A 12,822-nucleotide genomic window follows, 5' to 3' on the forward strand; every position below is an offset into this window, starting at 1 on the left:
GGCCTGGGGCAGTAGCCCCGGGCCCGCGCCCGCTCCTTCATGACGCGTGAGTCCGGCGGCCGTCCACGGAAGTGGGCGGGTGGCCGTCCCCGCGGTCCCGGTCGGCCGGGACCGGACTACTGGCCCGAGCCGCCGCCCTCGGCGGGCGAGGACGGCTCCGACGAGCCACCGAGGTCCGCGATCCAGTCCGACACGGCGGAGACCCCGTCGGCGATGGCGTCCCAGTACCCCTTGCCCTGGGCCACCCAGTCCTGGAGCGGGGTCAGCTCCCAGACCAGCCAGCCCACGACGAAGAGCATCAGCAGGGAGAAGAGACAGCCCTTGAGGCAGCCCAGACCCGGGATGCGCATGGGGTTGGCGCTGCGCTGCCGGGGCTGGCGCGGTTCGGGTCGCTGCGGCTGCTGGGGCTGCTGCGGTTGGGGAGGGGGCGGCGGCGCGTACGGCTGGGGCGCGTACTGCTGCTGGTGTGGCTGATGCGGCTGCTGGTACTGCCGGGGCTGCGGCTGCGGAGGGGGCGGCGGCGCGTACTGCTGCTGACCCTGGTGGGGGGCGTGCGGCGGCTGCTGGGGGTGGTGCGGCTGCTGGCGCTGGGGGCGGCGGCGCAGCGGGTCCTGGGCCGGGTCCAGATACTGGACCTGCGTCTGGTCGTTGCGGTCACGGGCCGCCTGGAGCTGTGACTGCCAGGGGTGCGGGTCCTCCGGCCCGCCGGGCGCGCCCTGGGGACGCGGGGGCACCGGAGGCATCACCGCCGTCGGATCCGGCGCCGCGCCGGTGTGCGGCAGGACGCTGGTGGGGTCGCCCGCCCCGGCGGGGGCGCCCGGGTGCCGCATGACGCTCGTCGCCGCGCTCGGGTCGAAGGCACCGGGCGCCGAGGTGTTCGGCAGGACCTGGGTCGGGTCGGCGGCCCCCGGCATCGGCGGCACGGGCGCGGGCGCCGGGTCGGGCGCGAGCAGCGCGGAGACCCCGAGCGCCGCGTCGACCTGGGCCGGGGTGGAGTGGACCCCGATCCCGGCGGCCACCGTACGCAGCCCACGGGCGAGGTTGGCGGCGCTCGGCCGCTCGCCCGGCTCCTTGCGCAGACAGCGCTCTATGACCGTCCACAGCGGCTCGGGGACCGTGGTGGGGCGGCGGGGCTCCTCGCTCAGATGCCGCTGGAGCACTTCGAGCGCGGTGCTCCCGGCGAACGGCGGGCGACCGGTGACCAGTTCGTAGAGCAGGATCCCCGCGCCGTAGATATCGACGGCGGAGGTCTGGGGGCGGCCCTCGGCGGACTCGGGGGCGACATAGGCCGGGGTGCCGACGAACTCATGGGTGCGGGTGAGACCCGGCGAGTCCGCGAGGCGCGCGATCCCGAAGTCGGTCAGCATCGGGTGCATCTGGCCGTCGGCGTCGGTCTTCAGCAGCACGTTGGCGGGCTTGAGGTCGCGGTGGACGATCCCGTCGGTGTGGCTGGCGGCGAGCGCGTCGGCGACCTGGGCGGTCAGCAGGGAGGCCGCGACCGGGGTGAACGGCCCGCTCTCCCGCAGATAGCGGTGCAGGTCGGGGCCGTCGACCAGGTCCATCACGAGGGCGAGGAGATCGCCCTCGACGACCAGGTCACGGGTGCGCACGATATTGGGGTGGGTGAGGCGGAGCAGGACGGAGCGCTCGCGCAGGAAGCGCATCACGATGTCCGGGTCGTTCGCCAGCTCCTCCTTGAGGACCTTGATCGCGACGGTCTCACCGGGCTGCCCCGGCACCGCCGCCTCCGCTCCGGCCGTCTCACGCTGACGGGCGCGCCAGACGGTGCCCGTGGCTCCGCGGCCGAGGGCCTCCTCCAGGAGGTACTTGCTGCCTACAGGCCGCACGTCATGCGCTCCCTGCTGATCGTGGTCCTTGCGTGGTCCGGGGCCCACTGTCGACTCCGCCCGGGTGTCCGCCCCACTGTAATGCCGTCGAACGCGCCACCGGCAGGTTGTCCACAGGCCGCCGCGAGGTGGTCCCGGACGGACACCACCCGGGTGGCGGCCCGCGTCCGCCCGTACCGTCCCGCACCCATACGGGACGCGCCGTCCGCGGTTCCCCGCACCGCACACGCTGACGCGCGTACGGACACGGACACGGATACCGGGCGCTCCCGCGCACGCGGCCGGGGCGGTCCCGGGCGTACGGAAGCGACCCCGGGCCGCCCCCAGGGAGCGGACCGCCGCGTTCTCAGGGGAGACGCCATCCTCGTACGAAAGGTTGCGAACAGGCGTCCGAGGTGCAAAGCGGCCCTCCGCTTCCGGGAGCGACCTGGAACTTTCCGGCCGAAGCCGATCTTTCAAGATCAATTCTGGGTGGTTGCCGGGCGTGTTGTCAGTGCCAGGTGCGAGGATGCCCTCAGCACGGAGTGACAGGGGCGGGAGCCCCGTGGCCCGTGCCGACCCGCCGGGTGGGGGCGACACGGTGACGGCGGCTCCCGGCCGGCGCACCGCGAGGGGAAGGGATTGCTGAGGGCGATGCGGATCCGGCTGACCGTTCTCGCGCCGCGTGGTGGACAGCCCGCCGCCGGGGCGCGCACGTGCGATGTGCTGGTGACCGCGCCCACGGGGACGGCGCTCGCCGCCGTGGCGTCCGCGCTGGCCACGGCCGTCGCCGGGCCCGACACCGCGGCGACCTCCAGCGCCCCGGTGTTCTACGCGGGCACCGAGCGGCTCGACCCTCAGCGGCGCACCCTGGGTGAGCCACCGCTGGTGGAGGGCGCGGTGCTCTCGCTCCAGTTCCCCGGTGACCTCGGCACGCCGGGTCCTGACGCCCCCGCGCGGCTCCATGTGGTCGCCGGACCCGACGCGGGCGGGGTCCATCTGCTGCACGGCGGCCGGATCAGTGTGGGCCGCTCGGCGGAGGCCGATGTCCCGCTGGACGATCCCGATGTCTCCCGGCTGCACTGCGCGATCACCGTCGACCAGGACGGCCGGGCCACCGTCGCCGATCTCGGGTCGACCAACGGCACCGCGCTGGAGGGCGCGCCGGTGGGCCTCCATCCGGTGCGGCTGCCCCGGGGCGCGCTGCTGCGGCTGGGTGAGTCCACGCTCCTGCTGACCGGCGGCGAGCGCGGCGACACGCTGCCGACCGTGCCGGACGGGGAGGGACATCTACGGCTCCCGGGCACGGACACCGCCCCGGACACCCCTGACGTGACGCCCGGCGGTCCGGACACCGACCGTGCCCACGGTGCCGGGAACGCCCCCGCCTCATCCGTCGTGGCGCCCTCGGGCGCCGTCCCGGGCTCCACGGCGCCCACCCCCGCCCACGGCACCCCGACCGGCCAGGGGACTCCGACCGGCCAGGGAGCGGGCGGCCACCCGGATCCCCGTACGCGGGTTCCCGCGCAGTTCGACCCACGTCAGGCCGACTCCCGTTTCGACCCGCACCAGGCCGAGCCCGGTGCGGCCGGGTCCCGTCAGGCCGACTCCCGTGAGGCCGGCCCGTGGCGGACCGCGCGTGGTCCCGTTCCCGCGCGGGACGCGGAGCGGGACGGCGGCGGCCGGGCGGGCGCCGAACCGGCGGCCCACCCCGGGCGGGTTCCCCCCGCCCGCTCCGGCGACGGCTCCGCGCCCCCGGCGCACGCCCCCGCGCCGGCCGAGCCGGAGCCACCGCGTCCCGAAGAGACACCGCACACCGGACCCGCACCGTCCCCCGCCCGCAGACGGGGCATAGGTGCCTGGGCCCGCCGTCTGACCGGCGGCCGGGAGGAGGCACCGCCGCGAGCCGCCGAGCCGGAGCCCGGGCCCGGCACCCTCGATGACCCGCCCGCGCCCCGTGCCGAGATCTGGCCCGACCCCGCCGCCATCCTGCTCACCGCGCTCGGCCCCGGCCCCCGGCTCTGGGAGCGCGGCCCCGGCCACCCCGAGTCCCTGGTGGTGCGCCTGGGCACCACCGACCGCGACGGGCTGCCGTCCGTACCGGTGACCGTGGGGCTGCGGGAGGCCGGTTCACTCGGGCTCGCCGGACCCCGGGCCCGGCTCACCGGGCTGACCCGGGCGGTCCTCGCCCAGCTCACCGCGCTGCACGCGCCCGCCGTCCTGGAGACCGTGCTGATCTGCGCGGACCGCTCCCGGCCCCTGGGCGAGCGCCGGGCGGACTGGTCCTGGCTCGGCTGGCTGCCCCATCCACGCCCCACCCGCGGCCAGGACTGCCGGCTGCTGCTGGCGTACGACCGGGACCAGGCCACCGCCCGGCTGGCGGAACTGACCCGCCGACTGGACGACGGACCACTCGGCCCCGGCTGGCCGAGCGCCGACCGCGCCACCGTCGCCGAGGCCGCCGCGCGCTACGAGGGCCCGCGCACGGTCGTCGTCATCGACGGCGACCCCGGATCGGCCGCCCTGCGGGAGACGACCGCCCGGCTGGCGGGCGTGGGCCCCGCCATGGGCGTCCATCTGCTGGTCCTCGCCGAGACCCCGGCCGCCTCCCCCCTCTCCCCGGTCGCCGCCACCTATGAGGCGGCCTGCGCGGCCGCGGTCGCCTTCCGGGAGTGCGGCGCGGTCGCGATGCTGAGCGGCGATGTGGCCACCTCGCTGCGTCTGTCCCGTACGGCCGGGGGACTGACCGCTGGTCAGGGTGCCCTCGCCGTGGTGGACGCCGTCTCCAGCGCCTGGGCCGAACGCTTCGCGCGGGCGCTCGCGCCGCTGCGCACCGAGGCTGCGGGCGGCGCGCCCGGCCCGGCCACGGCGCTGCCCCGCTCGGCCCGGCTCCTGGACGAGCTGGGTCTGGCCCGCGCCACACCCGCCTCCCTGATGGCGCGCTGGGCCGCCGCCGATCTCACCACCTCGGCGGTGGCGGTGCTCGGCGCGGGCCCCCAGGGCGCCCTCGCCGTCGACCTGGCCACCCAGGGCCCGCATCTGCTGATCGAGGGCCCCGCCGGCAGCGGGCGCACGGAACTGCTGCGCGCGGTCGCGGCGTCGCTGGCCGCCGCCGACCGCCCGGACCGGCTGGGGCTGCTGCTGGTCGACGGAGGCGGGACGGGCACGGCCGCGGGCCGGGGCGAGGGCCTCGCGCCCTGCACCGAGCTGCCGCATGTCACCGAGCACCTGGTGGCGTGCGACCCGGTCAGGATGCGGGCGTTCGCCCAGGCGCTGGGTGCCGAGCTGAAACGCCGCGCCGAACTGCTGGGCGGTGAGGGTCTCGGCGACTGGCAGGCGCGCTGGGCCCGGGAGGGCGGGCCCTCCTCGTACCCGCCCGTGGATTCGTCGTACGGAACCGGAGCCGGAGCCGGAACGGGCGCGCACCTCGGTGGCGGAGGTTCCGGCCGGGCCGGGATTCCCCGGCTGGTGGTGCTGGTCGACGATCTCGACGCCCTGGTGGCGCCCGCGCTGGGGAGCACCGGGCGGCCCGCCGCCGGTTCCGTGGTGCGGGCGCTGGAGGCGGTGGCCCGCGACGGGGAGCGGCTCGGGGTCCATCTGGTGGCGGCCTCCGCCCGGCCGGAGCTGACCGCCGGTACGGCGCTGGCACGCTCGGCCGTGCCCCGGGTGGTGCTGGAGGCACCGCCCACGGCGGCCGGACCGGACGACCCGGCTCCGGGCCGGGGCGGGCTGATCCACCCGGACGGCCGGACCGTTCCCTTCCAGGCGGGCCGGGTCACCGGCCGTATACCCCGCACGGCGACCTCACGGCCCACCGTGGTCCCGCTGGAGTGGGAGCGCATGGGCGATCCGCCGACCCGCCGCCCGGTGCGCGAGCTGGGCAACGGGCCGACGGATCTGGCCCTGTTGGCGAGCGCCCTGGAGCGTGCGGCGCGTTCGGTCGACGCGGCGCCCGTGCCCCCGCTCACTCCGGTCCATCCATGACGCCCGGCCCGCTCCGGTCCCGCCGTGGCGCCACCACGGGCCGTCCCCCGACGACGCCCTCGGTCGCGCCCATCCGTCCCTGACACCTCGGCTCGCCCTCGCCCACCGCAGCCACCGCCTGATGCCTGCCCTCACTCACGCACGCCCCTGCCGCTTCTGATGGCCTCGCTCACTCCCGTACGCCTCCGCCCCCGCTGACGGCCTCGCTCACCCCCGTACGTCCATGGCGATCCCGGCGCCACCGGCGCTCCCGTATCCCTGACGGCCCTGGTATCCCCGTACACCTGGGATCCACCACCGTGTTGACGGGCCGTCACGGAGGGATCACGAAAGGCTCCCGGGTGGCCCGCGCGCTATTGCGGCCCCTTTAGGCCAGGCGTAGACCTGACCGTCAACGGGTCAGCGCACGAAGGAGACGGGGCAGAGATGCGCACAACTCTTCGTACCGGCAGGACGGTTGGGATGGGACGGCCGGGCGACCCCGGCGGACGGCGACGCGGGGCGCGGCCGCGCGGGCGGCTGGCGGTCGCCCTGCTCGCGGTCGGCGCGCTCGCGCTCACCGGGTGCGGGGGCGGCGACGACGGCGGCGATGACACGCCGTCCGGGGCGAAGGGGAGCGGCTCCGCCCCCACCCTGAGCCTGCCCCGGCTCAACGGCGAGAAAATCCAGGTCGCGGCGGTCTGGAGCGGTCCCGAGCAGGAGAACTTCGTCAAGGTCCTCGACGAGTTCGAGAAGCGGACGGGCGCCACGGTCACCTTCGTCCCGGCTCAGGACCCCATCATCGACTTCCTCGGCACGAAGATCGCGGGCGGCGCCCCGCCCGATGTGGCACTGCTGCCGCAGCCCGGCGCCATCCAGCAGGCGGTCCAGCGCGGCTGGGCCAAGCCGGTGGGCCCGGAGGCCCAGGCCGAGCTGGCGAAGAACTACTCCCCCGGCTGGCAGCGGATCGGCCAGGTCAAGGACGTGCAGTACGGCATCTACTACAAGGCCGCCAACAAGTCCCTGATCTGGTACAACAGCGCCGCCTTCGAGAACGCGGGGGCGAAGGAGCCGACCACCTGGAAGGAGTTCCTCACCACCGCCGAGACCATCTCGGCCTCGGGCGTCACCCCGGTCTCGGTGGCGGGCGCGGACGGCTGGACCCTCACCGACTGGTTCGAGAACATCTATCTCTCGCAGGCGGGCCCGGAGAAGTACGACCAGCTCGCCCAGCACACCCTCAAGTGGACCGACGCCTCCGTGACGGCGGCCCTGACCACGCTGGCCGAACTGTTCGGCAAGCCCCGGCTGATCGCGGGCGGGGCGAGCGGCGCGCTCCAGACCGAGTTCCCGGCCTCCGTGACCCAAACCTTCACCGGCGGCGCCCAGCCCAAGGGCGCGATGGTCTTCGAGGGCGACTTCGTGACCGTGAACATCGCGCAGACCGACGCCACGATCGGTACCGACGCGAAGGTGTTCCCCTTCCCCGCCGTCGGTGCCCAGCCCCCGGTGGTGACGGGCGGCGACGCGGCCGTGGCGCTCAAGGACAGCAAGGGCGCCCAGGCGCTGCTGACCTTCCTCGCCTCCCCGGACGCGGCCCGGATCCAGGCGGCGGCGGGCGGCTTCCTCTCGCCCAACAAGGCGCTGGACCTCGCCGCTTACCCCAATGACGTCCAGCGGGACATCGCCAAGGCGCTGATCGACTCGGGCGACGGCTTCCGGTTCGATATGTCCGACCAGATGCCGCAGTCGTTCGGCGGCTCACCCGGCAAGGGGTTCTGGAAGACGCTCCAGGACTTCCTGAAGAACCCGAAGGACATCAAGGGCACCCAGCGGACGCTGGAGGCCGACGCGGCCAAGGCCTACCGGGGCTGAGCGATGTCCACCACCGCGACCCAGGGGAGCCCGGCCCGTCCGGGTCCCCCCGGCGGGCGCCCGCGCGCCGCCGGGGTCAGGAGCGTGACGGGCACCCGGCTCGCGCTCGCGGCGGCGTTCCTGCTGCCCGCGCTGGCGCTGCTCGGCGCGCTCGTGGTCTATCCGATCGGCTACTCGGTCTACCGCTCCTTCTTCGACCGCGCGGGCTCCGGCTTCGCCGGGCTGGCCAACTACGGGGAGATCTTCACCGACGACGCCATCCTCACGGCCGTCAAGAACAACGCCATCTGGGTGGTGCTGGCGCCGAGCGTGGCCACCGTCCTCGGGCTGATCTTCGCGGTCCTGACCGAGCGGGTCCGCTGGGGCACCGCCTTCAAGCTGGTCGTCTTCATGCCGATGGCGATCTCCATGCTGGCGGCGGGGATCATCTTCCGGCTGGTCTACGAACAGGATCCGGAGCGCGGGGTCGCCAACGCGGTCTGGGTGGGGGTCCACGACACGTTCACCGAGTCGGCGAGCTTCCCCAAGGCCCATCCGCTGGCGTTCCATCCGCTGACGGCGGGCGGGGGCGGCTCCTTCCTGACCAAGGAGCCGGTGAGCGCCCGGACACCGGTGCTGCTGCCGCTGGTCGGGGTCGCGCCGGACCAGATGCCCGGTGACGCCGCCCCCGCCCGGCCCGCCCGGGCCGACGGGGAGTCGATCACCGGCACCGCCTGGCTGGACTTCACCCGGGGTGGCGGCGGCAGGCCCAATGTGGTCGACCCCGAGGAGCTGGGACTCAAGGGCATCATGGTGGAGGCGGTCAAGGACGGCGAGGTCGTCGCCACCACGCGCGCCCGCGCCGACGGCACCTTCTCGCTGCCCGCCGCCGCCGAGGGATCCCGGCTGCGGCTGCCGCCGGAGAACTTCCGTGAGCCCTACAACGGTGTCGAGTGGCTCGGCCCCACCCTGGTCACCCCCGCCATCATCGGAAGCTACGTCTGGATGTGGGCCGGTTTCGCCATGGTGCTGATCGCGGCGGGACTGGCGAGTGTGCCCCGGGAGCTGCTGGAGGCGGCCCGGATGGACGGCGCCAACGAGTGGCAGGTCTTCCGCCGGGTGACCGTCCCCCTGCTCGCGCCGGTCCTCGCCGTCGTCCTGGTCACGCTGATGATCAACGTACTGAAGATCTTCGACCTGGTCTTCGTCATCGCGCCGGGCTCGGCCCAGGACGACGCCAACGTCCTGGCGCTCCAGCTCTACCGCTCGTCCTTCGGGACGGACACCCATCTCGGGGTGGGCAGCGCCATCGCGGTGCTGCTGCTGTTGCTGGTGCTTCCCGTGATGTTCTTCAACCTCCGGCGACTGCGAAGGGAGAGCCGCCGATGACCACGACGGATCCGGCGGGCCCGGCCATGCGCGCCCAGCGTCCGCCTCAGGAGTCGCCTCAGCCCCGGCGCTCGCTCCCGGCCCGGGTCGCCGCCCGGCTCGGCGGCGGAGTGGCCCGTGTCTTCCTGATCGTGGTCGGCCTCTTCTGGCTGATGCCGACCTTCGGACTGCTGGTCTCCTCCCTGCGCGACCCGGCGGACATCGCCGCCAGCGGCTGGTGGGAGGTCTTCACGGCACCGGCCCAGCTCACCACCGAGAACTACTCCCGGCTGCTGCGGAACGAGGCCGTCACCGACTCCCTCTGGTCCAGCGTGCTGATCACCGTTCCCTCCACCGTGCTGGTGGTGGGGATCGGGGCGCTGGCGGCGTACGCCTTCGCCTGGATGGATTTCCCGGGCCGTGACTGGTGGTTCATGGGGGTCGTGGGGCTGCTGGTGGTGCCGGTGCAAGTGGCGCTGGTCCCGGTCTCCCGGCTCTTCGGCACCCTCGGGATCTTCGAGACCACGCTCGGGGTCGTCCTCTTCCATGTCGCCTTCGGACTGCCGTTCGCGATCTTCCTGCTGCGGAACTTCTTCGCACAGATCCCGCGCGAGCTACTGGAGGCCGCCCGGCTCGACGGCGCGGGCGAACTGCGGCTCTTCGCCCGGGTGGTCCTGCCCCTGGGCGCCCCCGCCATCGCCTCCCTGGGGATCTTCCAGTTCCTGTGGGTCTGGAACGACATGCTGATCGCCCTGATCTTCGCCGACTCCGAGAGCGCCCCGATCACGGTCGCCCTCCAGCGCCAGGTCCGCCAGTTCGGCAACAACATCGACGTCCTGGCCTCGGGGGCGTTCCTCTCGATGGTCATCCCGCTGGCGGTCTTCTTCGCCTTCCAGCGGCAGTTCGTCTCGGGCGTGATGGCGGGCGCGGTCAAGTAGCGCGGGCCGGGCGGGAGCGGGCAGGAGCGGGTCAGGCCGGGCGGGAGCGGGCAGGAGCGGGCCGGGGCGGCTTGGGCCCGGGTGGACAGGATCGGGCAGCTTGGGCCGGCGCGGGTCGGGTCGGGCAGGGCCGGGGGGACAGGGCTGCCTGCCTGGCTGGCTGGCTGGCTGAGTACGGTCAGACAGCGCGGGTCACGGCGGGCGCGGCCAGGTCGGCCGCGCCCGCCCCGGCCGTCCCGCCCATGACCCCGAGCACCCGCTGGAACTCGCCGCCCGCCGGGGGCGTTCCCGCACCCCGCCACCGCCACCCGGCCGGGGCGCTCGCCACCCCCGCGCCCGGCACACTTCCGGTGGATGTTCGCCCCCGCCCGCTTCCAGTCGCCCTCGCGCCCGGCTTCACCACCCTCCCTGGACGCGGAAACGCGTTCCCGGCCGGGCACCATCACGCGAGAGGCTCCCCTCACGCACCACACGAAAGGGAACGGTCATGACGCCGTGGATTCTGAGTGAATGCGACCACGAATGGACGCAATGGAGCGGAAAGCAGCGTTGCCGGAAGTGCGGCACCACGCAAGAGTGATCCTCTCGATGGTCAGGGGGCTCGCCCCGTCAGGCACCCCCTGACCCCCTGGGCGGCCCGCACGGGAGGAAGGCATGTCACGCGTCGGCTGGGAAGAACTCCCCCGGGAACTCCGTCGGGCCATCGAGGACCGTACGGGGACGGTGACCGCCACCGAACGGGTCGGCGCAGGGCTCAACTCCTCCACCGCCCTGATCATCACCACCACGCGCAACGGCCGCCTCTTCCTGAAGGGCGTCCGTGACGACGACACCGCGGGCACCACGGCCCTCCGCTGGGAGGTCCTGCTCAACCGGACGGTCCGGGGCGTGGGCCCCACCATCCGCCACAGTTGCCACGCGGGCGGCTGGTTCTGTCTCGCCTTCATCCTGATCGAGGGCCGTCACGCGGACCTGGGCCCCCAGAGCGGCGATCTCGCGGCGGTCGGTCTCGCACTGCGGCGGATGCACCGGCTGCGGACGCCTGATCAGGCCGCTCTCCCCCGCTTCGCCCAGCGCTTCGGCGCCTATCTGAAACCAGGCGAGGCGGACCGGCTGACCGGGGGCCATCTCCTCCATACCGACACCAACCCACACAACATCATGATCGGGCACCACGGCGGCACCGCCTACGTCATCGACTGGGCGATGCCCGCGATCGGCCCGGCCTGGATCGATCCCGCCTACACCGCCGTCCGGCTGATGGAGTGCGGCCAGAGCCCGGACTCCGCGCTGGCCTGGCTCTCCGGCTTTCCGCACTGGCGCCGCGCCGACCCCAGGAGCGTGGAGGTCTTCGTGAACGTCGTCTGCCGCCAGTGGACGGCCGCGGTCGGCGAGAAGGGCGCGGCCGCCAGCAACAACCGCTTCCGTCAGTTGCTGGACTTCCCGCATGACCCCGGATCCCCGCCCCGGCCCAGGGCCTGGCCCGGCACCTGACACAGAAGCCCAGCAGGGACCGGCGAACGTGGATGGAGGAGCGGCACTCCAGGATCAACCGAGGACTAAATCGCCATAAAAATGGTTAAAGTACCAGCCGATGGCGTCTCATCGGATCACCCCGCTTCCGCCCGCGCACCATCTCTCCGCGGTGGACTCCCCCACCGGTGGCCGGGACGGGCGCGGGCATGCCGTCGCCTTGGCGGCCGTCTGGACCGTCACCCGTCTGGGCATGCTCGCCCTCCTCCTGGTGGACCAGCTCGGTGACGCCGCCGTCGCCGGAGAGGTCCACGCGCTCTACCGGAGCTGGTACGAGCGGCTCATCGAGGGCTCCTTCCCCGTCGGCGACGCCACCTGGCAGTACCCGCCGGGGGCCGCCTCCGTCTTCCTCGCCCCCGCCCTGCTGCCCTGGCTGACCTACTTCCAGGCCTTCGTCGTCCTGCTGCTGCTCTGCGACGCGGTCATCACCCTCGCCCTGGCGCGCGCGGGCATCCGGGGCGCCTGGCTCTGGGTGGGCGCGCTGCCGCTGCTGCTCAATCTGCCGTTCGCCCGCTATGACCTCCCGGTCACCGCCGTGGCCGTCCTCGCTCTGCTGGCCCTCCGCGGCCGCCCGCATCTCGCGGGCGCGCTCGCCGCCATCGGCGCCACGCTCAAGGTCTGGCCGGTCCTCACCCTCCTGGGCACCCCGCGCGGCCGGGTGACCCGGATCGTCTGGTTCTCGGCCGCCGCCTCCGCCGTCGTCCTGCTGACCACCGTGACGATCGGCTTCCGTCACACCTTGAGCTTTCTCGAACAGCAACGCTCCCGAGGTGTTCAGATCGAGTCACTTGGCGGCAGCGTCCTCCAGTTCGCCCGCCAGCTCGGCTGGAGCGGTGAGGTCGGCTTCCAGTACGGCGCCTTCGAGGTCCTCGGCCCCCATGTCACCGCCGTCGCCCGGCTCTCGCTGGTGCTCTCCGCCGCCGCCCTGTGCTGGCTGGGCTACTGGCGGATCCGCGCGCGCCGCTGGAGCCCGGCGACCCCCTTGGACGCCGCCTTCACCGCCCTGCTGCTCTTCACCGTCACCAGCCGGGTGATCAGTCCGCAGTATCTGATCTGGCTGCTCGGCCTCGCCGCCGTCTGTCTGACCTCGCGCCACACCTGCCAGCGCCCCGTCGCCCTGCTGATGGTCCCGGCCGCCGCCCTCAGCGCCCTGGCCTTCCCCCTCCTCTACGACGAGGTGATCAGCGGCTCCGCCGTCGGCTGTCTGGTGCTCCTGCTGCGCAACGCCCTGCTGGCCACCGCCACCGTCCTCGCCTGCCGCCGCCTCTGGCTCTCCACCGTGTGACGGCGTACGGAGACGGGCCCGGCCCCCTCGTACCCTCCCCGCACCGCCCCCGGCC

The 12,822-nt window shown here is 74.1% G+C and carries 7 protein-coding genes; 6 read left to right on the top strand and 1 reads right to left on the bottom strand.

The window, feature by feature from the left end; all coding sequences use genetic code 11:
• Positions 1–116: 116 nt before the first annotated feature.
• The gene (locus tag ACFVIM_RS26280) at positions 117–1,847 is read right to left on the bottom strand and encodes a serine/threonine-protein kinase (RefSeq protein ID WP_384305961.1); all 1,731 of its coding nucleotides are present in this window, start codon (positions 1,845–1,847) and stop codon (positions 117–119) included.
• A gap of 633 nt (positions 1,848–2,480) precedes the next feature.
• Between ACFVIM_RS26280 and ACFVIM_RS26285 the strand changes: the two genes are divergently transcribed.
• The 6 genes from ACFVIM_RS26285 to ACFVIM_RS26310 all read left to right on the top strand — a co-directional run bounded on the left by ACFVIM_RS26285 (position 2,481) and on the right by ACFVIM_RS26310 (position 12,767).
• Positions 2,481–5,810 (top strand): FHA domain-containing protein, encoded by a 3,330-nt coding sequence (locus ACFVIM_RS26285; protein WP_384305964.1) that lies wholly within the window; start codon positions 2,481–2,483, stop codon positions 5,808–5,810.
• Between the two features lie 462 nt (positions 5,811–6,272).
• The gene (locus ACFVIM_RS26290; protein WP_384305977.1) at positions 6,273–7,664 is read left to right on the top strand and encodes an ABC transporter substrate-binding protein; all 1,392 of its coding nucleotides are present in this window, start codon (positions 6,273–6,275) and stop codon (positions 7,662–7,664) included.
• A gap of 3 nt (positions 7,665–7,667) precedes the next feature.
• On the top strand, positions 7,668–9,032 hold the full coding sequence (locus ACFVIM_RS26295) for a carbohydrate ABC transporter permease (RefSeq protein WP_384305967.1): 1,365 nt from the start codon (positions 7,668–7,670) through the stop codon (positions 9,030–9,032).
• Positions 9,029–9,949: a carbohydrate ABC transporter permease gene (locus ACFVIM_RS26300; RefSeq protein WP_384305970.1), complete on the top strand. Its 921-nt coding sequence runs from the start codon at positions 9,029–9,031 to the stop codon at positions 9,947–9,949. The genes ACFVIM_RS26295 and ACFVIM_RS26300 overlap by 4 nt, the downstream gene beginning before the upstream one ends.
• 654 nt (positions 9,950–10,603) lie before the next feature.
• The gene (locus ACFVIM_RS26305; protein WP_384305972.1) at positions 10,604–11,443 is read left to right on the top strand and encodes a phosphotransferase; all 840 of its coding nucleotides are present in this window, start codon (positions 10,604–10,606) and stop codon (positions 11,441–11,443) included.
• Positions 11,444–11,543: 100 nt separating this feature from the next.
• Positions 11,544–12,767, top strand: a complete 1,224-nt coding sequence (locus tag ACFVIM_RS26310; RefSeq protein WP_384305975.1) for a glycosyltransferase 87 family protein — start codon at positions 11,544–11,546, stop codon at positions 12,765–12,767.
• The last annotated feature ends 55 nt before the right edge of the window (positions 12,768–12,822 follow it).

The sequence above is a fragment of the Streptomyces sp. NPDC057638 genome (genome assembly GCF_042800315.1).
In the GTDB taxonomy this organism is placed as follows: domain Bacteria; phylum Actinomycetota; class Actinomycetes; order Streptomycetales; family Streptomycetaceae; genus Streptomyces.

Bases quoted from the DNA above. Each gene is read 5' to 3' on its own strand.
- ACFVIM_RS26290 (WP_384305977.1), top strand. From the start codon at position 6,273: ATGGGACGGCCGGGCGACCCCGGCGGACGGCGACGCGGGGCGCGGCCG.
- ACFVIM_RS26285 (WP_384305964.1), top strand. From the start codon at position 2,481: ATGCGGATCCGGCTGACCGTTCTCGCGCCGCGTGGTGGACAGCCCGCC.
- ACFVIM_RS26295 (WP_384305967.1), top strand. From the start codon at position 7,668: ATGTCCACCACCGCGACCCAGGGGAGCCCGGCCCGTCCGGGTCCCCCC.
- ACFVIM_RS26305 (WP_384305972.1), top strand. From the start codon at position 10,604: ATGTCACGCGTCGGCTGGGAAGAACTCCCCCGGGAACTCCGTCGGGCC.
- ACFVIM_RS26300 (WP_384305970.1), top strand. From the start codon at position 9,029: ATGACCACGACGGATCCGGCGGGCCCGGCCATGCGCGCCCAGCGTCCG.
- ACFVIM_RS26310 (WP_384305975.1), top strand. From the start codon at position 11,544: ATGGCGTCTCATCGGATCACCCCGCTTCCGCCCGCGCACCATCTCTCC.